Source organism: Sphingomonas abietis (assembly GCF_027625475.1).
Classification (GTDB): domain Bacteria; phylum Pseudomonadota; class Alphaproteobacteria; order Sphingomonadales; family Sphingomonadaceae; genus Solisphingomonas; species Solisphingomonas abietis.
The window spans coordinates 41,700-66,080 of record NZ_CP115174.1 but is presented as its reverse complement, the minus strand read 5'-3'; the positions used below and the strand labels follow the sequence as shown (position 1 = coordinate 66,080).

Genomic DNA, 24,381 nt, shown 5'->3' with positions numbered 1-24,381 from the left:
GCATGTTCACGGGTATCATCACCGACATCGGCACCATCCAACATGTCGAGCAACGCGGCGACCTGCGCCTGCGCATCGCCTGCGGCTATGACATGGCGGGCGTGGCGCTCGGCGCCTCGATCGCCTGTTCGGGCGCGTGCCTGACGGTGGTCGACAAATCGGCGCCCGGCGCGCCGGCCACGTTCGACGTCGACATCTCGGCAGAGAGCGTCTCGCGTACCGCCTCCGGCATGTGGGAACAGGGGCGGCAGCTCAATCTCGAACGCGCGCTGAAGGTCGGCGACGAACTGGGTGGCCACATCGTCACCGGCCATGTCGACGGCATCGGCACCGTCGTCGGCATGGCGCCCGTGGGCGATTCGCGGCGCATCGACATCGCGGCGCCGGCATCGCTGGCCCCCTATCTCGCCGCCAAGGGATCGATCACCGTCGACGGCGTGTCGCTGACCGTCAACGACGTCACCGACCAGCCCGACGGCACCACCCATTTCGCGCTCAACATCATCCCGCACACCGCCGCGCAGACGACGCTCGGCGCGCTGGCGGCGGGATCGTCCGTCAATCTCGAGATCGATATCCTCGCCCGCTATCTGGGCCGCATGGAGCAGCTCCGCACATGACCGCAGCCGAACCCTTCAAGCGTATGCGCCACGCCTTCCTCTCGACCACCGAGGAGATCATCGAGGAGGCCAAGAATGGCCGCATGTTCATCCTCGTCGACGATGAGGACCGCGAGAATGAGGGCGATCTGGTGATCCCCGCGCAGATGGCGACGCCATCGGCGATCAACTTCATGGCGACCCATGGCAAGGGCCTGATCTGCCTGACGCTGGCCAAGGAGCGGGTCGATCAGCTCGGCCTCAAGCTGATGAGCGCCAAGAACGGCACCCGCCACGAGACCGCCTTCACCGTCTCGATCGAGGCGCGCGACGGCGTCACCACCGGCATCTCGGCCGGCGATCGCGCCCGCACCGTGGCGGTGGCGATCGATGCCTCCAAGGGCCCCGAGCATATCGTCACCCCCGGCCATGTCTTCCCGCTGATCGCCAAGCCGGGCGGCGTGCTGGTCCGCGCTGGCCATACCGAGGCCGCGGTGGACGTCTCCCGCCTCGCCGGGCTCAACCCGTCGGGCGTGATCTGCGAGATCATGAAGGATGACGGGACGATGGCCCGGCTCGACGATCTCGTGTCCTTCGCCCAGCTCCATGGCCTCAAGATCGGCACGATCCGCGATCTGATCGCCTATCGCCGCCGCCACGACCATAATGTCGAGAAGGTCGCCGAGGCGAAGTTCGAAAGCCGCTGGGGCGGCGAATGGACCGCCATCACCTATCGCAACAAGGCGATCGACGCCGAGACGCTCGCGCTGGTCAAGGGCCGGCTCGAACCGGGCAAGCCGGCGATGGTGCGGATGCATTCGCTCGACACCCTGTCCGACGTGCTCGGCGGGACCGGCGAGCGCGAGGCGCTGCTGGAACGATCGATGGAGGCAATCGCGGCGGAAGGCAGCGGCGTCGTCGTGCTGCTCAACCGCACCGTATCGTTGTCGCAGGCGATCCGCGCCCATGCCGGCGAGAAGGTGCCCGAGATGAACGAGCTGCGCGATTATGGCGTCGGCGCCCAGATCCTCGCCGAACTCGGCATCCACGAGATGATCCTGCTCACCAATTCCCACCACACGTTGATCGCCCTGGACGGCTACGGCCTCAACATCATCGAGGAGCGCCCACTCTGATGGCCAAGATCCTGATTGTCGAAGCCCGTTTCTACAAGCATCTGAACGACCTGCTGCTCGAAGGCGCCCGCGCCGCGATCGAGGCGGCCGGCCATAGCCACGAGACCATCACCGTGCCCGGCGCGCTGGAAGTGCCCGGCGCGATCGCGCTGGCTGCCGATCATTACGACGCCTTCGTGGCGATCGGCGTGGTGATCCGCGGCGAAACCTACCATTTCGAGATCGTCGCCGGCGAAAGCGCGCGCGCGATCATGGCGCTGACGCTGGACGGCATCGCCATCGGCAATGGCATTCTCACCACCGAGAACGAGGCGCAGGCGCTGACCCGCGCCCGTCGCACCGAGAAGGACAAGGGCGGCGAGGCGGCCAAGGCCGCGATTGCGATGCTTGAACTTCAGCAGAAATACAGCTGAGGCCGTAGCCGCACCCGATCGGTCATTGCCATCGGGTGCGGCGCGACGTTCGGGCTGTTCGGAGCCGGTCTGAACGCAATCAGGCCGTCGCCGCCATTGCCCGGCTCAGCCCGCAGACCAGCCGAGCGCCTGGCATTAAGGCGCGTTGGTGCCGCCGCCGGTCGGGTTGTCGGTGGTCGGCGCGTTCATGCCGGCCGAACCGACCGCACCGATATTGCCGAACAGCTCCTGGAACAGGCTGCGCGTGCGGCCCAACGTCGGCGTCTTGTCGCCGACCGGATGGATGTGCGACGCAAGCTCAAGCCCGCTGCGATCGATGCCGGTGACGAGGCCGGCCTTGTCGAAATGCACGGCGAGGGTCAGCTGGCTGACCGGCTTGGGCGTACCGAACGAGAATTGCTTGGTCGAGCGCGACACATAATACCAGGTGCCGTCATCAAACTGGCTGGCGAAGCTCGGATCGCCCAGCGTGGCCTGCACCGAATCGCGATTGTCGACGCCCGGCTCCACCGACGCGACCAGCGTGCGATCGACGACATAGCCCTGATGGTTGCGCACTTCGGCGCAGCCCGAGAGGCTTGCGGCCAGCGCCATGCCCGCTACGGCGGCCTTGGTGGCGCCACGCATGCTGGCCGTCATTCGCTTCTCCTCACGTCGCCGGTGCCCGATCCGGCCAAACCCAACCCGAGCGGCATTGCATCGGCTGCTCAGCCGCTCAATATGCGGTGCCGGGGCGCCGCACAAGGCGGCTCGTGCGCAGGATGCAGGCAGGTTGGTGGCTCTACTCAAACGGATATGGGGCGGACGGGGCGATGCCGCCCCGATGATGCCGCTGTACAACGCCATCGTTGCCGCCGCGCGCCTGCCCCACTGGTATCTCGACGGGCGCGTGCCCGATACGCTGGACGGCCGTTTCGACATGGTCTCCAGCCTGTTGGCACTGGTCCTGCTACGGCTCGAGGCGCTCGGCGATGCGGCCCGCGAACCGGCCGCCAGGCTCACCGAACTCTTCATCAGCGACATGGACGGCCAGCTGCGCCAGCATGGCATCGGCGATCTCGTGGTCGGCAAGCATGTCGGCCGCATGATGAGCCAGCTCGGCGGCCGCCTGAGCGCCTATCGCGACGCCCTGACCGCGGACGGCGACCTCGGCGGCGCGATCGAACGCAATATCCACCGTGGCGCAGACGTGCCCGAAACCGCGAAGGCGCATGTCGAGGCCGGGCTACGCGCCTTCGCCGCGGCGCTGGAGCAACGCGACCTGGCCACGCTGGTGGCAGGCGCGCCCCTATCTGGAGAAACCCTGTGAACGGCACCCCCGAATTCAGCCGCCCCTATCGGATCGACACGATCGGCGAGGAGCCGCGCGGCGTGCATATCGAGGCCGATGCCGCCGAGCGGGCGGCGCTGGCGACCCGCTTCGGGCTGGTCTCGATCGACAGCCTGTCGGCGGATGCGACGATCCGCCGCGACGGCACCCGGATCCGGGCGGAGGGCAAGCTGTCCGGCCGTGCGGTGCAGAGCTGCGTCGCCACCGGCGACCCGATCAAGGCCCGGGTAGACGAGCATTTCTCGCTGCGCTTCGATCCCGAGGGCGAGGCAGCGGACGAGGAACTGGAACTGGACGCCGGCGATCTCGACGTGCTGCCCTATGAAGGCGGCGCGATCGATCTCGGCGAGGCGGTGGCGCAGGGCTTCAGCCTCGCCCTCGATCCCTTCCCCCGCGTCGCCGATGCCGATCAGCGGCTGCACGCCGCCGGCGTGATCGCCGAGGAGGAGGCCGAGCGGCTGCGCGCCGAGACCAGCCCGTTCGCCGCACTCAAGGGGCTGACGAAGGGCTGAGCCCCGCTCTGTCCGTGCCGAAGCCCCTGCCCGGCACGGATATTCGTCCACAGCTTTGCGAAATGGCGTCAAGAGTCCGTTAACCACGCGACTCTAGCGAACAGGCCTGCCCCGAAAGGATTGCCATGGCCCGCCAGACCGACAGCTTCACCGTCATCGCCCGCCGGATGCGCAAGGCACCCACTCACGCACCGGCGGCGCACGACATGCCGTCGATCGAGGATATGCTTCGCAATATCGACGTCACGATCGCGCGCCGCCGCGCGGCCTGAGCGCACTCAGAAGGGAACGTCGTCGTCCAGATCGCTGTCGAAGGCGCCGCCGGCCGGGCGCGAGCCGCCGGAGGCACCGCCCGAACGCTGGCCGCCACCGAAGCCGCCGCCGCTGTTACCACCGCCGAAGCTCGATCCGCCGCCACCGCCGAAATCGCCGCCCGACGAACCCCATTCGTCTCCACCAGAAGAACGGCCACCGCCCTGGCCGCCGCCGGGGCCATCGAGCATCACCATCGAGCCGTTGAAGCCCTGCAGCACGATCTCGGTGGAATAGCGGTCGGCGCCGGCATTATCCTGCCATTTGCGGGTCTGGAGCGCGCCTTCGATATAGACCTTGGAGCCCTTCTTGAGGAAGCGCTCGGCGGTGTTGGCCAGGCCTTCGTTGAAGATCTTGACCGTGTGCCACTCGGTCTTTTCCTTGCGCTCGCCGGTGGCGCGATCCTTCCAGGTCTCGCTGGTGGCGATGCGCAGCTCGACGACCTTGCCGCCATTCTGGAAGCTGCGCGACTGCGGATCCTGCCCGAGATTGCCGACGAGGATGACTTTGTTGACGCCGGCCATGAATTCTCTCCGAATCTAGAGTCCAGCCCAGGTCGCGATCCAGAAGGTCGCTCCCGCCGCGACATAGGCCAGCACGAAAAGGTAGCTAACCATGAACGCCGGCCATTTCCACCCGTTCGTTTCCCGTCGTGTCACCGCGATTGTGGATAAGCATTGCGGCGCGAACACGAACCACATCAGGAAGGCGAGCGCGGTGGGCAGCGTCCAGTCCCTGGCGATCTTGGGCCCGACCGCCTCGCTGGCCGCCTCGGTGTCGTCGCCGGCGTCGATCGCATAGGTGGTGGCGAGCGCCGACACCGCGACCTCGCGCGCCGCCATCGCCGGCGGCAGCGCCAGCGCGATATTATGGTTGAACCCGATCGGCTTGACCACGACCTCGATCACCGAGGCGATACGGCCCGCGATCGAATATTCGGTCTGCTTCTGCCCGGCCGGCGCCACGGGGTAAGAGGACAATACCCACAGGATCACGTTGGACAGCAGGATGATCGTGCCGGCGCGCTTGAGGAAGATCAGGCAGCGCGTCCACAGGCCGAGCCCGACGTCGCGGACGCTCGGCATCTGATATTTGGGCATTTCCATCATGAAGCCCTGGCTCGGCCCCTTGGTGACGGTCTTGCGCAGGATCAGCGCCGCCAGCAGCGCGCACACGATCCCCATGATGAACAGCCCGAACAGCACGAGGCCCTGCAACCCGACATAGGGCAGCACATGCCTGGCCGGGATGCACGAACCGATGATCAGCGTGTAGACCGGCAGTCGCGCCGAACAGGTGGTGAGCGGTGCGATCAGGATGGTGGTCAGGCGATCCTTGGGATCGTCGATCGTCCGCGTCGCCATGATCCCGGGCACTGCGCAGGCGAAGCTGGAGAGCAGCGGAATGAAGGCGCGGCCCGACAGGCCGACCCGCGCCATCAACCGATCCATCATGAAGGCGGCGCGGACCATGTAGCCGGTCGCCTCCAGCAGCAGAATGAAGAAGAACAGGATCAGGATTTGCGGCAGGAAGGTGACGACCGCGCCGGTCCCCTTGATCACGCCCTCGGCGAGCAGGTTGCGCACGAAACCGTCGGGGAAGGTCGCCTCGACCCAGCGGCCGAGCCAGTCGAAGCCCGCCGTGATCGCGTCCATCGGCGCCTGCGCCCAGGCGAACACCGCCTGGAAGACGATGAACAGCAAGGCGGCGAGCAGCAACGGCCCGAACACCGGATGCAGCGCGATCGAATCGATGCGATGGCTCCAGGCGCGCGCGCCATGCTCCTCGGTGGTCGCGGCCAGCGCGATCGCGCGGGCCCGGCGCTGGAGCACGACCAGATCCTCGTGGTGGAAGCCCGGACCGGCGGCGATCTTGCGGACGGTGCCGTCGCCGACAAGTCCTTCCATCGCCGTCTTGAGCGCATCGATGCCGCGCTTGCGCACCGCGACCGTCGGGATCACCGGCACGCCGAGTTCGGCCGAAAGCCTGGCGGCATCGATCGTCAGCCCGTCGCGCTCGGCCATGTCGACCATGTTGAGCGCCACCACCACCGGCAGGCCGAGCGCGATCAGCTGGAGGGTGAAGCGCAGATGATTGTCGAGATTGGTCGCATCGACCACGCACAGGATCGCCTGCGGCAGCCGCTCGCCCTCTTGGCGGCCGAACAGCACGTCGCGCGTGACCTGCTCGTCCGGGCTGGCCGGTTCGAGGCTGTAGGTGCCGGGCAGATCGATCAGCTCGATCGGGCGGCCATCGGGCAGGCTCATCCGGCCGACCTTCCGCTCGACCGTGACGCCGGGATAATTGCCGACCTTCTGGCGGGCGCCGGTCAGCGCGTTGAACAGCGCGCTCTTGCCGGCATTGGGATTGCCGACCAGCGCCACCATCGGTGCGGGGTTCATGCGGCCAGCTGCTCGACCGTGATCGCATGGGCCTGCGCACGGCGCAGCGCCACCGTCATCCGCCCCACCCGGCAGGCGATCGGATCCCTGCCGAACGGCGCGACATGCAGCGCCTCCACCAGCACGCCTTCGTCCAGCCCCAGTTCGCGCAGTCGCTTGGCGGTGGTTTCGGCCATCTCGTCCCACGCGACGGCGGAAACCCTGGCGGGGCATTTCAGCGGCAATTGATCGAGGCGCACAGGCACTATTCCAGTTCGAGGGAAAGGCTCCCCATGCAAGTCATTATCAATAACACCCGTATGATGCCAGCGCCGATCCCTACCTTGCGGCGATTTAACCACGCCCTTTCCGGCATCCTTTACGGAATCCGTGCGATGCCAGGCGCCACAGGGACGGGGTGGAAACGGACATGACGGGGATGAAGGCGGCGCTCGGCGCTACGATGATCGCGATCCTGGCGGGCGCATCCGCCCAGGCGATACCGGCATCGCCGCTCGAAAGCGGTGCCGCGGTGGAGGTTCGGCCGCTGCACGACGTCAGCACCGCCGATCTGCGCCGGGGCGACTCGATCGATCTGGTCGTCGCGCAGGATGTGGTGAAGGACGGCTATGTCGTTATCCCGCGCGGCACGCCCGGTCAGGGCATCGTCACCTATCGCACCGGCAAGGGCGGCTTCGGCAAATCGGGCAAGATGGAGTTCGACCTGGTCGATCTGACGATCGATGGCCGCCCGGTGCCGGTGTCCGGCCATTATCGGATCGCGGGCCAGGGCAAGACCACCGAGGTGGTGATCGCCTGGGTGATCGGGGGGGCGGCGTTCGCCAGCCAGATCAAGGGCGAGGATGCCGTCGCCGGCAAGGGCAGCCATTATGCGGGCGTGACCGGCGTCGTCCTGGCACCGCAATATGCGGTCGATCCGGCACGCGGCGCGGCGGGTCTCGATCCCTATGCCGCGGGGCGCCATGCCGGCATGGCCGCGCGCCTCGCCAGCGAAAGCGGGTCCGACTGAGCGTCGGTCAGGCGGCGGGGTAGCGCAGCCGCCCCAGGAATCGCGTGACGCTGAACCGCCGCTCCGGATCGGGCACCAGCTGCGCCTTGAACTTCTCGAAGCGCATCACGCCATCGATGCGGCGACCGAGGAACGCTTGGGTGTCCGCCTCGCCCTCGCTTTCGTCGTCCAGCCAGGCGAGCAGGGTCGATCCGTAGACGGCCGAGAGCGTCACCCGCTTGGTATAATGGTTGAAGTCGGTCGCGGTATCACCCGCGATCCGCCACATCCCGTCCGCCGCGCGCCAGCCGAACTTCGCTGCGGCAGCCAAATGGCTTGGCTGGGCGAGGATGGCGAGCGCGCTGCGCACCGCCTGCTTGTGCGGGCGGGCGAAATCGAGCCGGGCCAGCACCAGCGCCCCGATGCGCTCGCGAATCTTCATCGCCGCGATGCGCTCGGGCGGAAAGGCAGCGGCAAGACGCGTGTCGATACTGGCATACCAGGCATCGATCATGCCGAGCGCGCCATCCGGGAAAGCGAGCCGGGCATGGGCGGGATCGAGCTTCAGCTCCTTCGCCGCATTCTCCAGCGCGATCTCGGTCCAGCCATCGAACACGGCATGGGCGGGAATGACGGCGCCAAGCGCCGCGCGCATCTCGTCAAGGGTCGGGTCGGCGGGGAGGAGGATGTCGGCCATGGCCGCGCTTCTAGCTCCGCCCGCGGACCAGCACCAGCGTGCAGACCGCCCCGCCAACGTCCCCTCGGTCGGCGGCAAGAATAACTTCCCCGCAGAACGGCGATGGCGACGCTGGACGATGCTTCCGCGCCCCCCATATACCGGCCCCGACGGTTTGCCCCGTTGCAATGGGAGACTGGTTTCATGCCGACGCTCTTCGATCCGATCCAGCTGGGCGCGATCGCCGCCCCCAACCGCATCCTGATGGCCCCCCTCACCCGCGCCCGCGGCACCCGCGAACATGTCCCGACCGCGTTGATGATCGACTATTATCGCCAGCGCGCCAGCGCCGGCCTGATCATCTCCGAGGCGACCGGCATCAGCCAGGAAGGGCTCGGCTGGCCCTATGCCCCGGGGCTGTGGACCGATGCGCAGGTGGAAGCCTGGAAACCGATCACGGATGCGGTGCATGAAGCCGGCGGCCGGATCGTCGCGCAGGTCTGGCACATGGGCCGGATCGTCCATCCGAGCTTCCTCGGCGGTGCGCAGCCGGTCTCATCCTCGGCGACGACCGCGCCGGGCACGGCCCACACCTATGATGGCAAGCAGCCCTATGAACAGGCCCGCCCGCTCGCGCTCGCCGAAATCCCGCGCCTGCTCGACGAGTATCGCCGCGCCGCCGCCCATGCGATCAAGGCCGGGTTCGACGGCATCCAGCTCCACGCCGCCAATGGCTATCTGATCGACCAGTTCCTGCGCGACAATTCCAACTTCCGGGACGACGCCTATGGTGGCCCGATCGAGAATCGCATCCGCCTGCTCACCGAGGTGACGCAGGCGCTGGTCGATACCGTCGGCGCCGATCGCACCGGCGTGCGCCTCTCCCCCAATGGCGACGTGCAGGGCGCCAATGACAGCCATGCCGAGGCGCTGTTCACCGCCGCCGCCGGCGCGCTGTCGCAGATCGGCATCGCCTTCCTCGAAATGCGCGAGCCGCAGGGCGACAGCAGCTTCCGGCCCAACGAAGTGCCGCCGATCGCACCGGCCATCCGCAAGGTGTTCGCGGGGCCGCTGATCCTCAATTCGGACTTCACGCCCGAAAGCGCGGCGCAGGCCGTGGCGGACGGCACCGCCGACGCGATCGCCTTCGGCCGGCCCTATATCGCCAACCCCGATCTGGTGCGACGCATCGCCGAGGGCCTGCCGCTGGCGACGCCCGACGTGAAGACGCTCTACAGCCAGGGACCGGAGGGCTATACCGACTATCCGTTCGCGGCCGAGGCGGTCACCGCCTGAGCCGTCTGCCCATCCCTCTCCCGTTTGCCACGGGAGAGGGATGGGTTGCGATCAGCGTGCGATGCCGGCCGCTGCGAGCACCGCCAGCGTCACCAGATCGCTCGCCGACGACGTCATCGAGGCGATCTGGACGGGATGGCCCATATTGACCAGCGTCGGCCCGATCACCGCCTCGCCGCCCAGTTCCTTCAGCAGCTTGGCCGAGATGTTGGCGGATTGCAGCCCCGGCATGATCAGCACATTGGCCGGGCCGGACAGGCGGCTGAACGGATAATAGCGCTTCATCGCCGGGTTGAGCGCGACGTCCGCCGACACCTCGCCCTCATATTCGAAGCCGACGTTGCGCGTGTCGAGCACCTGCACCGCCCCACGGATATTATCCAGCCACTCGCCCGCGGGGTTGCCGAAGGTGGAGTAGGACAGAAACGCCACGCGCGGCTCCTGCCCCATGCGGCGCGCCACTGCCGCGGTCTGCTCGGCGATGTCGGCGAGCTGCTCGGCGGACGGGCGCTCATTCACGGTGGTGTCGGCCAGGAACACCGAATGGTTGCGGCCGACCAGCAGGTGGATGCCGAACGGGGTATGGCCCGGCGCCGGATCGATCACGCGGCGCACCTCGTCGAGCGTCTGGCGGAAGTGGCGGGTGACGCCGGTCACCATCACGTCGGCCTCGCCCATCGCCAGCAGCAGCGCGCCGAATATGTTGCGATCGCGGTTGACCATCCGCTCGACATCGCGGCGCAGGAAGCCCTTGCGCTTGAGCTTGTCATACAGCGTTTCGACCATGCGCGGGACGAGCGGCGAGTGGCGGCTATTGTGCAGCTCATAGCCCGACGGATCCTCGACGCCGAGCTTGGCAAGGCGATCATGCACGTCGTCGATGCCGACCAGCACGGGGATGCCGTAGCCGCCATCCTTGAACGCGATGGCGGCGCGCAGCACCACCTCCTCCTCGGCCTCGGCGAACAGCACGCGACGCGGACGGGCACGGGCTTGCTCATAGGCCGAGGTGAGCACCGAGGTGGTCGGGTTGAGCCGGCCGCGCAGGCTCTCGCGATAGGCCTCCATATCCTCGATCGGCTTGCGCGCGACGCCCGAATCCATGGCGGCCTGCGCCACTGCGACCGGGATCATCTCGATCAGGCGCGGATCGAACGGCGCCGGAATGATATAGTCCGGCCCGAAGCGGTGGGCGACGCCATAGGCGGCCGCCACTTCCTCGGGCACCTGCTGGCGCGCCAGCGCGGCGATCGCATGGGCGGCCGCCAGCTTCATCTCCTCGTTGATCGTCGTCGCCCGCACGTCGAGCGCACCGCGGAAGATGAACGGGAAGCCGATGACGTTGTTGACCTGGTTCGGATAATCCGAGCGACCGGTGGCGATGATCGCATCGGGCACCACCGCCAGCGCATCCTCGGGCAAAATCTCGGGATCGGGATTGGCCATCGCGAAGATGATCGGCTTGGGCGCCATCTTCTTGACCATCGCCGGGGTCAGCGCGCCGGCCACCGAGAGGCCGTAGAACACGTCCGCGCCCTCGATCGCCTCGTCCAGCGTGCGCGCCGAGGTCTCGACCGCATGGGCCGATTTCCACTGGTTCATGCCCTCGGTGCGGCCGCGATAGATCACGCCCTTGGAATCGCACAGGGTCACGTTGTTAGGCTTCACGCCGAGTGCCTTGGCCAGCTCGGTGCAGCTGATCGAGGCGGCGCCGGCACCGTTGACGACGATCCTGATGTCGGACAGCTCGCGCCCGGTGAGGTAACAGGCGTTGATCAGGCCGGCCGCCGAGATGATCGCAGTGCCGTGCTGGTCGTCATGGAACACCGGAATGTTCATCCGCTCGCGCAGGGTCTGCTCGATCACGAAGCATTCGGGCGCCTTGATGTCTTCGAGATTGATGCCGCCGAAGCTCGGCTCCATCAGCTCGACCGCATCGATGAAGCGATCGACATCCTCGGTGGCGAGTTCCAGATCGATCGAGTCGACGTCGGCGAAGCGCTTGAACAGCACCGCCTTGCCTTCCATCACCGGCTTGGATGCGAGCGCGCCGAGATTGCCGAGGCCGAGGATCGCGGTGCCGTTGGAGATGACCGCGACGAGATTGCCCTTGGCGGTATAGTCATAGGCGGTGTCGGGATCGGCGGCGATCGCCTTCACCGGCACCGCGACGCCGGGCGAATAAGCGAGCGCGAGATCACGCTGGGTCGCCATCGGCTTGGTGGCGATGATCTCGATCTTGCCGGGGCGGCCGCTCGAATGAAAATCCAGCGCCTCGCGCTCCGAAACCTGCAGCCGCTCGGCCATTTCCATGATCTCCCGATAGATGCGAGGCCCATGCGGCATGACGCTGGCGGGGGCAAGGCAAAGCCGGTAGCAGCTGGGCGATGAGCGGAACCAACCCACCGGCGACCGGCACGCTGACCCCGATGATGGCGCAATATCACGGCCTCAAGGCCGAGGCGCCCGATTGCCTGCTCTTCTACCGGATGGGCGATTTCTTCGAATTGTTCTTCGAGGACGCCAAGATCGCCGCCGCCTGCCTCGACATCGCGCTCACCGCGCGCGGCGACGGCGCGCCGATGTGCGGCGTGCCGATCCATGCCGCCGACGCCTATCTGGCGAGGCTGATCCGCGCCGGCCACCGCGTCGCCGTCGCCGAGCAGGTCGAGACGCCGGCGCAGGCCAAGGAGCGCGGCGGCTACAAGGCGCTGGTCGCCCGCAAGATCATCCGGCTGGTGACGGCGGGCACGCTGACCGAGGAGACCCTGCTCGATTCGCGCAGCGCCAACTGGCTGGTCGCGATCGCCGAGCAGGGGCCGCGGATCGGGCTGGCCGCGGCCGACATCTCGACCGGGCGCTTCGAGCTGGCCTCGGTGCCCGTCGCCGCGCTCGATGCCGAACTGGCCCGGCTCGGCCCCTCCGAGGTCGTGATCGCGGAAGGCGCCACCGGCCCGGAGGATGCGGTGATCGCCCCCCGCTCCACCTTCGCATCGGGGGAAGGCGAGCGACTGCTGAAATCCCGTTTCGGGGTGGCGACGCTCGATGGCTTCGGCAGCTTCGACAAGGCGGCGCTGGCGGCCGCCGGCGGCCTGCTCGCCTATCTCGATCGCACCGCGCAAGGCGGGACCACCTTCCTCCAGCCGCCGACCCCGCGCACCGCGGAGGATCATATGGCGATCGACGCGGCGACGCGCGAAAGCCTCGAGCTCACCCGCACCCAATCCGGCGAGCGCAAGGGCAGCCTGCTCGATGCGGTCGACCGCACCGTGACGGGCGCCGGCGCACGACTGCTCGCCGCCGATCTGTCGGCGCCGCTCAACGATGCGGTCACGATCGAGGCGCGGCTGAACCTGGTCGGTCGCTTCGCCGAGGACGGCACCTGCCGCGACCGGCTGCGCACCGCGTTGCGCGCGCTCCCCGATGTCGGCCGCGCGCTCGGGCGGCTGGTGGCCGGGCGCGGCTCGCCCCGCGATCTCGGCCAGCTGCGAGACGGGCTGGCCGGCGCGCGCGATCTCCACGAACTGCTCGACGGGCTGGAGGGGCCGCCCGCGCTGCTCCTCCAGCTGCTGCCGCAGCTGCGCGGCCACGGCGCGCTGGTCGATCGCCTGTCCCGCGCGCTGGTCGCGACGCCACCAATCGACGCGTCGGATGGCGGCTTCATCGCCGAGGGCTATGACGCGGCGCTCGACGAGCTGCGCGGCCTCGCCGGCGACGGCCGCCGCGCGATCGCCGCGCTCGAGGCGCGCTTCCGCGAACAGACCGGCATTGCGGGCCTCAAGATTCGCCACAACGGCGTGCTCGGCTATCATATCGAGGTCGGGGCCAAATTCGCCGATCCGCTGATGAGGCCGGAGTCGGGCTTCACCCACCGCCAGACGCTGGCCGGCGTCGTCCGCTTCAACGCCCCCGAACTGCACGAACTCGCGCTCAAGGTGAGCCAGGCCGGCGCCCATGCGCTCGCCGCCGAGCAGGCGCATCTGGAGGATCTGATCGACACCGCGCTCGGTTCGCGCGATCCGATCGCCACCACCGCCGACGCGCTCGCCCGGCTCGACGTCGCCGGCAGCCATGCTGCGCGCGCGATCGAGGGCGGCTGGTGCCGGCCCGACATCATGCCCCACGCCTGTTTCGAGGTGGAGGGCGGTCGCCACCCGGTCGTGGAGGCTGCCGTCGCCGCCACCGGCGAGCGCTTCGTCGCCAATGATTGCCGGCTGAGCGAGGATTCGCGGCTGTGGCTGGTCACCGGGCCGAACATGGGCGGCAAATCGACATTCCTGCGCCAGAATGCGCTGATCGCGGTGCTGGCGCAGGCCGGCAGCTTCGTGCCGGCGACGTCGGCGGCGCTCGGGCTGGTCGACCGGCTGTTCAGCCGCGTCGGCGCCTCCGACAATCTCGCGCGCGGCCGCTCGACCTTCATGGTCGAGATGATCGAGACCGCCGCGATCCTGGCGCAGGCCACCGACCGCAGCTTCGTGATCCTCGACGAGGTGGGTCGCGGCACCTCGACCTATGACGGCCTCGCCATCGCCTGGGCGGTGCTGGAGGGCATCCACGAAACCAATCGCTGCCGCTGCCTGTTCGCCACCCATTATCACGAGCTGACCCGGCTGGCCGAGAAGCTCGACGCGCTCAGCCTCCACCATGTCCGCGCCAAGGAGTGGAAGGGCGAACTCGTGCTGCTCCACGAACTGGCGACCGGCGCGGCGGACAAGAGCTACGGCCTTGCGGTGGCGCGGCTCGCCGGCCTGCCCAAGCCGGTGCTGGCGCGCGCGAAGGATGTGCTGACGCGGCTGGAGAAGGGCCGCGACAAGACCGGCGGCATCGCGGCGGGGCTCGACGACCTGCCGCTGTTCGCGGCGGCGACCGAGCGCGACGCCGAACCCGCCGATGCGTTGCGCGAGGCGCTGGCGGCGGTCGACACCGATGCGCTGAGCCCGCGCGAGGCGCTGGAACTCGTCTATCGCCTCAAGAGCCTGACCCAGGGAGAAACAGCGTGAAGATCAGCGCACGCAACCAGATTTCCGGCACCATCGTCTCGATCACACCCGGCGCGGTGAACGGCACCGTCAAGATCGACATTGGCGGCGGCAACATCGTCACCTCCAGCATCACCGAGGAAGCGATCGCCGATCTCGCGCTGGTGCCGGGCGATACGGTGACGGTGATCGTCAAGGCGAGCGACGTGCTGATCGGGAAATAGCGACACTGGCGCTTAACCCGCGCTGCGCTACATCAGGCGGATGCCCTCCCGCCTCGACAGCCTCTCCAACCGCCGCGCGATCGTCGATCGGCGCAAGCTCGTCGCGGCGCTTGCCGCGTTGCCCGACGATCCGGCGGTGCTCAAGCGCGAGGCGACCTTGCTGCTCAAGCAGGCGCTTGACGCCGGCCGCGCCGAGATCGCACGCCGGCTCGCCGAGCATCCCACGCGCGGCAACGAGGCGGCAGCGAGCTACGCCTTCCTGACCGACCAGATCCTGCGCGTGACCTTCGATTGCGCCACCGAGCGGATGATCCCGCGCACCAACCGCACCGCCGGTGAGCGGCTGACGCTGATGGCGGTGGGCGGCTATGGCCGCGCCGAGATGGCGTTGTTCTCGGATGTCGACATCGCCTTCCTGACGCCGTGGAAGCAGACCGGCTGGGCGGAGCGGGTGATTGAGACGATCCTCTACATCTTGTGGGATCTCGGCCTCAAGGTCGGCCATTCGAGCCGCTCGCTGGACGAGATGGTGCGGATGGCGAAGAGCGATCTCACCGTCCGCACCGCGCTGCTCGAAGGGCGGTTCATCTGGGGCGACGAGGCACTGTACGACGAGGCCGCGCGTCGGTTCGAGGCGGAGGTCCGCCACGGCACCGAACGCGCCTTCGTCACCGAGAAGCTCGCCGAGCGCGACGATCGCCACCGCCGGATGGGGGACAGCCGCTATGTGGTCGAACCCAACCTCAAGGAGGGCAAGGGCGGCCTGCGCGATCTCCACACCCTGTTCTGGATCGGCAAATATGTCCTCAACGTGCGGTCGGTGCCGGAGCTGGTCGGCGCCGGGCTGCTCACCACCGAGGAGCTCAAGCAGTTCCAGCGCGCCGAGAATTTCCTGTGGGCGGTGCGCTGCCATCTCCACATCGTCGCCGGCCGCGCCGAGGATCGGCTGACCTTCGACCTCCAGCGCGATATCGCCAGCCGCATGCGCTACAATGATCGCCCCGGCCGATCGGCGGTCGAGCGCTTCATGCAGCATTATTTCCTCACCGCGAAAATGGTGGGCGCGCTGACGGGCGTGTTCCTGGCCCATCTTGACGAGACCTTCGCCAGCCGCGGCCGCCGCTTCGCCGACGCGATCACCGGCAAGCGCCGCCCCCGCAAGCTCGACGGCTTCGTCATCGATCGCGGCCGGCTGGGCACGCCGTCCGATGATTTCTTCGCCGAGAATCCGGTGCGCCTGATCGAGATCTTCGCGCTGGCGGAGCGCCACGGGCTCGAAATCCACCCGCTGACGATGCGGCAGGCCTCGCGCGACGCCAAGCTGGCCGACGGCATCCGCGAAGAACCCCGCGCCAACGCCCTGTTCATGGAGGTGCTGACCGGCCCGCGCAATCCCGGCATGGTGCTGCGCTGGATGAACGAGGCCGGCGTGTTCGGCCGCTTCATGCCGGATTTCGGCCGCGTCGTCGCCCAGATGCAGTTCGACATGTACCATCATTTCACGGTGGACGAGCATACCATCCACGCGATCGATCTGCTCAGCCGGATCGAGAAGGGCGAACTGGGCCATGATCACCCACTGGCGACCACGCTGATCCACCAGATCGTGACCCGCCGCGTGCTCTATGTCGCGGTGCTGCTCCACGACATCGCCAAGGGGCGCGGCGGCGATCATTCGATCCTCGGCGCCGAGGTGGCAATGAAGCTCGGCCCCCGTCTCGGCCTCAACAATGCCGAAACCGAGATGGTGGCATGGCTGGTGCGCTATCATCTGCTGATGTCGGCCACCGCCTTCAAGCGCGACCTGTCGGACTTCAAGACCGTCCTCGATTTCGCCGAACAGGTGAAGAGCCCGGAGCGGCTGCGCCTGCTGCTGCTGCTCACCATCGTCGATATCCGCGCGGTCGGCCCCGCGGTGTGGAACGGGTGGAAGCGCCAGTTGCTCGGCGATCTCTTCCAGGCGGCGGAGGAGGTGCTCCGGCTCGGCCACAAGCAGAAGGGCCGGCGCGAGCGGGTCGAGGACAAGCAGCGCAACCTGCGCGAGGCGCTCGCATGGGACGAGGCGCGGTTCGACGCCTTCTCGCACCGGATGCCGGAGAGCTATTGGATCGCCGAGGCGTCCGACATATTGGAGGCCAATGCCCGCGCCATCGCCGATGCGGATGCCACCGATCGGCCGCTGTGGATCGCCGCCAGCCCGGACAGCGAGCGCGAGGCGACGCTGGTGACGGTCTATGCGGCCGATCATCCCGGCCTCTTCTATCGTATCGCCGGCGCCATCCACGTCGCCGGCGGCAACATCATCGACGCGCGCATCCACACCACCCGCGACGGCATGGCGGTCGACAATTTCCTGGTGCAGGATCCGTTCGGCGGCACCTTCGACGATCCCGACCGGCTGACCCGGCTGCGCGCCGCGATCGAGGATGCGCTCGCCAACCGCACCCGCCTCGCCGATCGCCTGGCCGCCAAGCCCGCACCCCGCATCCGCGCCGACGCCTTCGATGTCGAGCCGGTGGTGCTGATCGACAACAAGGCCTCCAACCGCTTCACCGTGGTCGAGGTCAACGCGCTCGATCGCCCGGCGCTGCTCCACGCGCTCGCCCACGCGCTGTTCCAGTCCAAGGTGACGATCCATTCGAGCCACGTCGCCACCTATGGCGAGCGCGCGGTCGATACCTTCTACCTGACCGACCTGACCGGTGATAAGCTGTCGGGAACGCAGCGGCTGAGGGCGCTCGAACGGCGCCTGCTCGCCGCCGCCGCCGGCGAGGACGTGCAGGAAGCCGCCTGAGGGCGACGGGTTGGGGAGACTGATATGGGCGTGACGGGAATCGGCGGCCTGTTCTTCCGAAGCCGCGATCCGGTCGCGCGCGCCGCCTGGTACAAGACCCATCTCGGCATCGATGCCGGTGCCGAATCGGTCTGGCAGCAGCAGGCCGGGATGACCGTGTTCGCGCCGTTCAAGGCGGACAGCGACTATTTCCCGGTCGACCAGACCTTCATGCTCAACCTGCGGGTCGAGGGACTGATCGCGATGGCGGACGCGCTGGAGGCGGCCGGCATTGCCGTCGAGCGACGTGACGAGTGGGACATGCCCGGAATCGGGCTGTTCATGCGGATCCATGATCCGGAAGGCCTGCCGATCGAATTGTGGGAAGTCGCCGAGTGACGCGCGACAGGCTGTGGCATCTCACCGTCGCCGTCCTCGCGCTGATCGGCCTGATCCTCGAATATCGCTTCACGCTGGAGACCAACCACCGTCCGCTCGGCGAACTGACTCTGATCTACCTCAGCTTCTTCACGATCCTCGGCAATGCGCTGGTGATGGTGATGGCCGCCGGCTTCGCGCTTGGGCGGGGCTGGGCGCTGCATCCGGCGCTACGCGCGGCGACGACGCTCTACATCGTCGTGGTCGCCGCCGTGTTCCAGCTGCTGCTGGCGCATCTCTTCCATCTGTCGGGGCCGGATTGGTGGGGCAACATGCTCGCGCACCAGCTGGTGCCGACCTTGTGGACAGTGGGATGGCTGGCCTTCGGCCGCCATGGCGGCATCCGCGCGGCGACGCCCTTGCTCTGGCTGATCTACCCGGCCGCTTATGGTGCGTGGACCCTGCTCCACGGCGCGCTGACCGGCTGGTATCCCTACCCGTTCCTCAGCGTCGCCAAGGAAGGCATGGCCCAGGTCGCCATCAACATGGCGTGGATGGCGCTGTTCTTCGTGACACTGGGCTATGCGATCCGATGGATCGACGGGCGCCTCGCAAGGCTGCGGGCGCCCGCCTGAACGGCCTTACTTAGGCGCGATCACCATCAGCATCTGACGGCCTTCCATGCGCGGGAACTGCTCGACCTTGGCGATCTCCGCCACGTCGACCTGCACGCGCTGGAGCACCTGCATACCGAGCTGGCCGTGGGCGAGCTCGCGACCCCGGAAGCGCAGGGTGCATTTCACCTTGTCGCCCTCTTCGATGAACTCGAAGATCTTCTTCATCTTGGTCTGATAATCATGGTCGTCGATGTTCGGACGCATCTTGATCTCCTTGATCTCCTGCGTCTTCTGCGACTTCCGTGCGAGGTTGGCCTTCTTCTGCGCCTCGTACTTGAATTTGCCCACGTCCAAGAACTTGCAGACGGGCGGATCGGCGTTGGGCGACACCTCGACGAGATTCAACCCCATCTCGTTCGCCTGCTCCATCGCCTCGCGCGTGTACATGACGCCGAGATTCTCGCCCGCCTCATCGATCACGCGGACCTTGGGGACGTTGATGAACTCGTCGAAACGCGGGCCATTGAGGGGCATAGGGGGCGCGCCGAGCGGGCGGCGCATCATCGGGGGTCGTATAACGGCTTCTCCTGTTGAGACCTGAATGCGCGCATATAGTGATTCCCGCACGCAAACGGAAGATGAGTCAGCGTCGACCCGCAAGGATCACGAAACATCCCGCCAGACAAAGCAATGTGCCGAGCGCGTCGGAGCGTGTCGCGGGCACTTTCTCGACCCAGATCATCCAGCCGATCGCCGACAGGATATAGATACCGCCATAGGCCGCGAAGGCCCGCCCCGCCGCTTCCGGTTCGGACAGGGTGAGCAACCAGGCGAACAGGCAGAGCAACGCGAAGCCGGGGGCCAGCCACCACGGGCTGGCCCCCGATCGCACCACCGACCAGACCGCGAAGCACCCGCCGATCTCGGCCAGCGCGGCCGCGATATAGACCGCCAGCGTAGCCGGCAGCCCGGTCACCGCAGGTCGGGCGCCAGCGCTTCCGCCTTGAGTCGCTCGACCAGCGCGTCGAGGCCGATCACCTCCTGGCGCGCATCGGTGCCGAGCGGGCGAACCGCGACGGTGCGCTCGTCGGCCTCGCGCTTGCCGAGCACCAGCAGGTACGGAACCTTCGCGAGCGAATGTTCGCGCACCTTATAGTTGATCTTCTCGTTGCGCAGGTCGGTCTCGACGCGGATGCCGGCCGCCTTGAGCGCCGCCGCGACCTCCTCGGCATAGCCGTCGGCGTCGGAGACGATCGTCGCGACCACCGCCTGCACCGGCGCCAGCCACAGCGGGAATTTGCCGACATGATGCTCGATCAGGATGCCGATGAAGCGCTCGAACGAGCCCAGGATCGCGCGGTGGAGCATGATCGGGCGATGGCGCTCGCCATCCTCGCCGACATAGCTCGCATCCAAGCGCTCGGGCAGCACCGTGTCGGTCTGGATCGTGCCGACCTGCCAGGTCCGCCCGATCGCGTCGGTCAAATGGAATTCGAGCTTGGGTGCGTAGAAGGCGCCCTCGCCCGGCAGCTCCTCCCAGCCATATTCGGGGCCGTCACGCCCGGCCGCCTTGACCGCATCGCGCAGCGACTGTTCGGACCAGTCCCACATTTCTTCCGAGCCGAAGCGCTTGTCGGGGCGCAGCGCGAGCTTGATCGCATAGCCCTCGAAGCCCAGGTCCTTGTACACCACGTCGAGCAGGTCGCAGAATTTGCGCACCTCGTCGACGAGCTGGTCGGCGCGGCAGAAGATGTGCGCGTCGTCCTGCGTGAACTGGCGGACGCGCATGATGCCGTGCAGCGCGCCGTGCGGCTCGTTGCGGTGGCAGCAGCCGAATTCGGCCATGCGGATCGGCAGGTCGCGATAGGATTTGATCCCCTGGCGGAAGATGAGGACGTGCGCGGGGCAGTTCATCGGCTTGAGCGCGAGCAGGTCGGCGGTGCCGGAAAAGATCGCGGCCTCGTCCTCGGTGTTCGGAATCTCGTCGGGCACCACGAACATATTCTCGCGATACTTGCCCCAATGGCCCGACTGCTCCCACTGGCGCGCGGCCATCAGCTGCGGCGTCTTGACCTCGGCATAGTCGGCGGCGTCGAGGCGGCGGCGCATATAGCTCTCGAGCTGGCGCCACAGCATATAGCCCTTGGGGTGCCAGAAGACCGATCCCTGCGCCTCGGGCTGGAGGTGGAACAGGTCCATCTCCTGGCCGATCTTGCGATGGTCGCGCTTGGCGGCCTCCTCCAATCGGACGAGATGCGCGTCGAGCTGCTTCTTGCTCAGCCAGCCCGTGCCGTAGATTCGCGACAGCATCGCATTGGCCTGGTCGCCGCGCCAATAGGCGCCCGAGACGCGCGTCAGCTTGAACGCGTCCGGCGCGAGCTTGCCCGTCGAGGCGAGATGCGGGCCGCGGCACATGTCGAGCCAGGCATCCTCGGCCTTGCCGGCGCGGTAGACGGTGAGTTCCTCGCCTTCGGGAAGCTCGGCGGCCCATTCGGCCTTGAAGCTCTCGCCTTCGCGCTGCCAGCGCGCGATCAGGTCGGCGCGGCTCCATACTTCGCGGATCAGCGGCTCGTCCTTGGCGATGATGCGGCGCATCTCGGCCTCGATCGCGGGCAGATCCTCCTCGGTGAAGGGGCGATCCTTGGGCGCGAAATCATAATAGAAGCCGTCGTCCGTCGACGGCCCGAAGGTGATCTGCGTGCCCGGGAAAAGCTTCTGCACCGCCTCGGCGAGCACATGCGCATAATCGTGGCGCGCGAGTTCGAGCGCGTCGGCCTCGTCGCGCGACGTGACCAGCGCGAGCTGCGTATCACCTTCGAGCGGGCGCATGATGTCGCGCAGCTCACCGTCGACCCGGGCAGCGATCGCCGCCTTGGCGAGCCCCGGCCCGATCGCCGCCGCGATGTCCGCGGGGGTAGTCCCCGGCGCTACCTCACGGACGGAACCGTCGGGCAGCGTGATCTTGAGCATCGCGGACATGGAAAGGGCGTATCCTATAGGCTTGGAAGTGCCCGCCTATGTACGGTCATCCCGCCTGTACGCAACCCGGCTCAGGCGACGGCGACCACGCCGGCGAACAGGAAATGGCCGCTGGCATCGAAATCATAGCCGACCACGATCGACGCCCCGGCCGCGCAGGCGTGGCAGACGGCGGTGGGCGTGGTGATCGAGATGCGCAGATTGCCCGCCGGCGATCGGCCGATCGTGATCTCTCCCGGCGGCACCGGGAAGGCATCGGGACTGTCGGCGACCATCGCCCTGTAATCGGGGCGCGCCTTGTCCTCCGCCGTCAACTGATAGGCATCGACGTCGATCGGATCGCCCGATGCGGGGACCAGCCAGGTGCCGGCATTGGTGTTGGCGCGAAACGGATAGGTGACGCTGGCGACGCCGACCGGCCCCACCTGCTTCCAGCCCGAGACATAGCCGGGATTGTCGCCAGCGATCAGCCGCTGCGAGAAGGCGATCGCGGCGGCGGAGGCCCCGCCCTTGCGCATCTGCTCGATCAGGCAGCTATCGACCCCCTTCGCATCGCCCTTGCGGCAGATATCGACGCCCTGCCCCGACCATACCGCATCCGGGCCAAGCGCGGCGGTCAGTCTTTCGGGCGCCCGGCCGATCGGCGGCGCGTAGGTGAAGCCGACGAACTTCTCGAGCCCGATCAGGCGCCCGTCATGGGTGACGGTGAGCGTCGCCGCCTCGCGGCCCTTGGGGCGCTGGATGAAATAGGCATAGCCGGCATTAGCGAAGCGGAAGCCGGATCGCTCGCCGACCACCTCGGAGCCGCCGAGCAGGCGCAGCGTCGGCTTGTTGCTCCGCTGCACGCCGTCCGGATTGGTGACAGGCCCGCGTCCGTTGAAGCTGAACGCCTGGTAGACGAGGCCCTGCGGCGTCTCCGTCACCACCACGCTGCGCCGCGAATCGATGCCGATGAAGCGGGTATGGGCGAGCCAGCGACAATCGAGCTGGGTGTCGCGGATCGTCACGCCGACGATGGTCGGCACCGTCGCGCCGCCGTCGTCGATCATGCCGGGATTGACGCCGTGGACGGCCCCTATCGCTTGCCCCCCCTGACTGAGCGGCCAGTTGATCTGCCCCGCGCCGGGATCGCCCGGCCCGACCTGATAGCTCTGGGTATCGAACCGGCCGGTGCGCCGATCGAGCAGGGTCATCAGGCTCACGCCCCGGCCATCCGCCTTGCCGGCGAACAGCGCATAGGGGCCGCTGATCCCGTCGCATACGAACCATCCCTCACGCACCGGCGTGGCGTTGATCTGGGTTGTGCTGGCAGCGGGCGTGACATCAGCGCACAAAGGTGCGGGCGACAACAGGATAAGGATGACAAGGGCGGCGCGGTTCATGAACGTCCCTCTGCGTGAAGATGCTTGAACGCGCGATGCACCCGGCCGGGTTCCGCCGTCGCGCTTGACCGGGACGCCCGCCTCGCCTCTTGTGGACCATCCACCAGCAGCGGAGCAATCGTGGCCAGGCGCCTGACCCTCTTCATCCTGATCGGCATGGTGCTCGGCTTCCTCGCCGGCATCGCGATGCACGCCCTGATCGCGGAACCCGCGCTCACGACATGGGCGGGCTATCTCACCATCTTCACCGATCTGTTCCTGCGGCTGATCAAGATGATCATCGCGCCGCTGGTCTTCTCCACATTGGTCGTCGGCGTCGCGCATATGGGCGACACGTCCGCATTGGGGCGGATCGGCGGGCGCACGCTCGGCTGGTTCCTCGGCGCGAGCCTGGTCTCGCTGACCTTGGGTCTGCTGCTGGTCAACCTGCTGGCGCCCGGTGCGCATAGCGGCCTCACCCTGCCGCCCGTGTCCGAGACGATGGCGCTCGATTCCAAAGCCTTCAACCTGCACGACTTCCTCGTCCACATCGTGCCTGCCTCGATGACGGAGGCGATGGCCGACAACGACATATTGCCGATCGTGGTGTTCTCGATCTTCCTCGGCGTCGCGATCGTCGCGGTGGGCGAGAAGGCGAAGCCGCTGGTCACCGGCATCGAGGCGCTGGTCGCGGTGATGCTCAAGATCACCGACTATGTGATGCGGGTCGCCCCGATCGCGGTGTTCGCCGCCATCGCCCATGCCGTCGCGATCAACGGCGCCGGGATCATCCTCACCTTCGGACGATTCGTCGGCAGCTTCTATCTGGCGCTGGCCGTGCTGTGGGCGGTGCTGATCGGCGCCGGCTTCGTGATGCTGGGCGGCCGTGCCCGCACGCTGGTCCGGCTGATCCGAGAGCCTGCGCTGCTCGCTTTCTCCACCGCCTCGTCGGAGGCCGCCTATCCGCGCCTGCTCGAGGCGCTGGAGGCGTTCGGCGTGCCGCGCCGGATCGCGAGCTTCGTGCTGCCGCTCGGCTATTCGTTCAACCTCGACGGCTCGATGATCTACATGACCTTCGCGACCCTGTTCATCGCGCAGGCCTATGGCATCGATATTCCGATCGGCCAGCAGATCGTCATGGTGCTGATCCTGATGGTGACGTCCAAGGGCATGGCGGGCGTGCCCCGCGCCAGCCTGGTGGTGATCGCCGCCGTGATGGGCCATTTCAACATCCCCGAGGCCGGCCTGCTGCTGATCCTCGCGGTCGACCAGTTCCTCGACATGGGCCGTTCGGCGACCAACGTCGTCGGCAACGCGGTCGCCGCCGCCGTGGTCGCGAAGTGGGAGGGCGGGCTGGCGCCGCCGCGCGAGACGCTGGACGCGCCGGCCCCAGTCTAGGATAAGGG

24 protein-coding genes are annotated in these 24,381 nt (G+C 67.6%); 14 read left to right on the top strand and 10 right to left on the bottom strand.

Annotated elements, in window-relative coordinates; all coding sequences use genetic code 11:
- Positions 1 to 2 precede the first annotated feature (2 nt).
- Genes PBT88_RS00370 through ribH form a run of 3 tightly spaced genes read left to right on the top strand, consistent with a single transcriptional unit; the run spans position 3 to position 2,148 of the window.
- Complete coding sequence (locus PBT88_RS00370) at positions 3 to 620, top strand: riboflavin synthase (RefSeq protein WP_270077288.1); 618 nt, start codon at positions 3 to 5, stop codon at positions 618 to 620.
- Positions 617 to 1,735: a 3,4-dihydroxy-2-butanone-4-phosphate synthase gene (gene ribB, locus PBT88_RS00365; RefSeq protein WP_270077287.1), complete on the top strand. Its 1,119-nt coding sequence runs from the start codon at positions 617 to 619 to the stop codon at positions 1,733 to 1,735. Before PBT88_RS00370 ends, ribB begins: the two co-directional genes overlap by 4 nt.
- Positions 1,735 to 2,148 carry a 6,7-dimethyl-8-ribityllumazine synthase gene (gene ribH, locus PBT88_RS00360; protein ID WP_270077286.1) on the top strand — a complete coding sequence of 138 codons (414 nt, stop codon included), beginning with the start codon at positions 1,735 to 1,737 and terminating at the stop codon, positions 2,146 to 2,148. The genes ribB and ribH overlap by 1 nt, the downstream gene beginning before the upstream one ends.
- Positions 2,149 to 2,283: 135 nt before the next feature.
- On the opposite strand, the gene PBT88_RS00355 is transcribed toward ribH, so the two are convergent.
- Positions 2,284 to 2,787 (bottom strand): outer membrane protein assembly factor BamE, encoded by a 504-nt coding sequence (locus PBT88_RS00355; RefSeq protein WP_270077285.1) that lies wholly within the window; start codon positions 2,785 to 2,787, stop codon positions 2,284 to 2,286.
- 184 nt (positions 2,788 to 2,971) lie between these two features.
- Here PBT88_RS00355 and PBT88_RS00350 point away from each other — a divergent pair, with 184 nt between their 5' ends.
- From PBT88_RS00350 to PBT88_RS00340, 3 genes are all read left to right on the top strand, one after another.
- The gene (locus tag PBT88_RS00350) at positions 2,972 to 3,457 is read left to right on the top strand and encodes a ubiquinol-cytochrome C chaperone family protein (protein ID WP_270077284.1); all 486 of its coding nucleotides are present in this window, start codon (positions 2,972 to 2,974) and stop codon (positions 3,455 to 3,457) included.
- Positions 3,454 to 3,990 carry a YceD family protein gene (locus PBT88_RS00345; protein ID WP_270077283.1) on the top strand — a complete coding sequence of 179 codons (537 nt, stop codon included), beginning with the start codon at positions 3,454 to 3,456 and terminating at the stop codon, positions 3,988 to 3,990. Before PBT88_RS00350 ends, PBT88_RS00345 begins: the two co-directional genes overlap by 4 nt.
- A gap of 125 nt (positions 3,991 to 4,115) precedes the next feature.
- Complete coding sequence (locus PBT88_RS00340; RefSeq protein ID WP_270077282.1) at positions 4,116 to 4,262, top strand: hypothetical protein; 147 nt, start codon at positions 4,116 to 4,118, stop codon at positions 4,260 to 4,262.
- 6 nt (positions 4,263 to 4,268) lie between these two features.
- Here PBT88_RS00340 and ssb read toward each other — a convergent pair whose 3' ends face one another.
- Genes ssb through PBT88_RS00325 form a run of 3 tightly spaced genes read right to left on the bottom strand, consistent with a single transcriptional unit; the run spans position 4,269 to position 6,943 of the window.
- Positions 4,269 to 4,826 (bottom strand): single-stranded DNA-binding protein, encoded by a 558-nt coding sequence (ssb, locus tag PBT88_RS00335; RefSeq protein WP_270077281.1) that lies wholly within the window; start codon positions 4,824 to 4,826, stop codon positions 4,269 to 4,271.
- A gap of 15 nt (positions 4,827 to 4,841) precedes the next feature.
- A complete protein-coding gene (feoB, locus tag PBT88_RS00330) occupies positions 4,842 to 6,704 on the bottom strand; it encodes a ferrous iron transporter B (protein WP_270077280.1) in 1,863 nt (620 codons plus the stop codon).
- Positions 6,701 to 6,943, bottom strand: coding sequence for a FeoA family protein (locus tag PBT88_RS00325; protein ID WP_270077279.1), 243 nt, complete (start codon positions 6,941 to 6,943; stop codon positions 6,701 to 6,703). Before PBT88_RS00325 ends, feoB begins: the two co-directional genes overlap by 4 nt.
- Before the next feature lie 170 nt (positions 6,944 to 7,113).
- Here PBT88_RS00325 and PBT88_RS00320 point away from each other — a divergent pair, with 170 nt between their 5' ends.
- Positions 7,114 to 7,713, top strand: coding sequence for a hypothetical protein (locus PBT88_RS00320; protein WP_270077278.1), 600 nt, complete (start codon positions 7,114 to 7,116; stop codon positions 7,711 to 7,713).
- A 7-nt stretch (positions 7,714 to 7,720) separates the two neighbouring features.
- Here the strand turns inward: PBT88_RS00320 and PBT88_RS00315 are convergent, their stop codons facing one another.
- Complete coding sequence (locus tag PBT88_RS00315) at positions 7,721 to 8,389, bottom strand: COQ9 family protein (RefSeq protein ID WP_270077277.1); 669 nt, start codon at positions 8,387 to 8,389, stop codon at positions 7,721 to 7,723.
- A gap of 183 nt (positions 8,390 to 8,572) precedes the next feature.
- Between PBT88_RS00315 and PBT88_RS00310 the strand changes: the two genes are divergently transcribed.
- Positions 8,573 to 9,664, top strand: coding sequence for an alkene reductase (locus tag PBT88_RS00310; RefSeq protein ID WP_270077276.1), 1,092 nt, complete (start codon positions 8,573 to 8,575; stop codon positions 9,662 to 9,664).
- A 51-nt stretch (positions 9,665 to 9,715) separates the two neighbouring features.
- On the opposite strand, the gene PBT88_RS00305 is transcribed toward PBT88_RS00310, so the two are convergent.
- Entirely contained in the window at positions 9,716 to 11,971 is a 2,256-nt protein-coding gene (locus PBT88_RS00305; RefSeq protein WP_407696577.1) for an NADP-dependent malic enzyme, read from the bottom strand.
- Positions 11,972 to 12,051: 80 nt separating this feature from the next.
- On the opposite strand from PBT88_RS00305, the gene mutS reads away from it, so the two are divergent.
- The 5 genes from mutS to PBT88_RS00280 are packed head-to-tail and all read left to right on the top strand — an operon-like array spanning position 12,052 to position 18,653.
- On the top strand, positions 12,052 to 14,664 hold the full coding sequence (gene mutS / locus PBT88_RS00300; RefSeq protein ID WP_270077274.1) for a DNA mismatch repair protein MutS: 2,613 nt from the start codon (positions 12,052 to 12,054) through the stop codon (positions 14,662 to 14,664).
- On the top strand, positions 14,661 to 14,867 hold the full coding sequence (locus tag PBT88_RS00295; protein WP_270077273.1) for a TOBE domain-containing protein: 207 nt from the start codon (positions 14,661 to 14,663) through the stop codon (positions 14,865 to 14,867). The genes mutS and PBT88_RS00295 overlap by 4 nt, the downstream gene beginning before the upstream one ends.
- 40 nt (positions 14,868 to 14,907) lie before the next feature.
- Positions 14,908 to 17,661 (top strand): [protein-PII] uridylyltransferase, encoded by a 2,754-nt coding sequence (locus PBT88_RS00290; RefSeq protein WP_270077272.1) that lies wholly within the window; start codon positions 14,908 to 14,910, stop codon positions 17,659 to 17,661.
- Positions 17,662 to 17,685: 24 nt separating this feature from the next.
- Positions 17,686 to 18,039 (top strand): VOC family protein, encoded by a 354-nt coding sequence (locus tag PBT88_RS00285; protein WP_270077271.1) that lies wholly within the window; start codon positions 17,686 to 17,688, stop codon positions 18,037 to 18,039.
- Complete coding sequence (locus tag PBT88_RS00280; protein ID WP_270077270.1) at positions 18,036 to 18,653, top strand: Pr6Pr family membrane protein; 618 nt, start codon at positions 18,036 to 18,038, stop codon at positions 18,651 to 18,653. Before PBT88_RS00285 ends, PBT88_RS00280 begins: the two co-directional genes overlap by 4 nt.
- Positions 18,654 to 18,659: 6 nt before the next feature.
- Here the strand turns inward: PBT88_RS00280 and infC are convergent, their stop codons facing one another.
- The 4 genes from infC to PBT88_RS00260 all read right to left on the bottom strand — a co-directional run bounded on the left by infC (position 18,660) and on the right by PBT88_RS00260 (position 22,996).
- Positions 18,660 to 19,169 carry a translation initiation factor IF-3 gene (gene infC, locus PBT88_RS00275; protein ID WP_270077269.1) on the bottom strand — a complete coding sequence of 170 codons (510 nt, stop codon included), beginning with the start codon at positions 19,167 to 19,169 and terminating at the stop codon, positions 18,660 to 18,662.
- Between the two features lie 109 nt (positions 19,170 to 19,278).
- A complete protein-coding gene (locus PBT88_RS00270; RefSeq protein ID WP_407696486.1) occupies positions 19,279 to 19,611 on the bottom strand; it encodes a YnfA family protein in 333 nt (110 codons plus the stop codon).
- Positions 19,608 to 21,614, bottom strand: a complete 2,007-nt coding sequence (thrS, locus tag PBT88_RS00265) for a threonine--tRNA ligase (RefSeq protein WP_270077268.1) — start codon at positions 21,612 to 21,614, stop codon at positions 19,608 to 19,610. The genes PBT88_RS00270 and thrS overlap by 4 nt, the downstream gene beginning before the upstream one ends.
- 71 nt (positions 21,615 to 21,685) lie before the next feature.
- Positions 21,686 to 22,996: a hypothetical protein gene (locus PBT88_RS00260; protein WP_270077267.1), complete on the bottom strand. Its 1,311-nt coding sequence runs from the start codon at positions 22,994 to 22,996 to the stop codon at positions 21,686 to 21,688.
- A 120-nt stretch (positions 22,997 to 23,116) separates the two neighbouring features.
- Between PBT88_RS00260 and PBT88_RS00255 the strand changes: the two genes are divergently transcribed.
- Positions 23,117 to 24,373, top strand: coding sequence for a dicarboxylate/amino acid:cation symporter (locus tag PBT88_RS00255; protein WP_270077266.1), 1,257 nt, complete (start codon positions 23,117 to 23,119; stop codon positions 24,371 to 24,373).
- Positions 24,374 to 24,381: the final 8 nt, after the last annotated feature.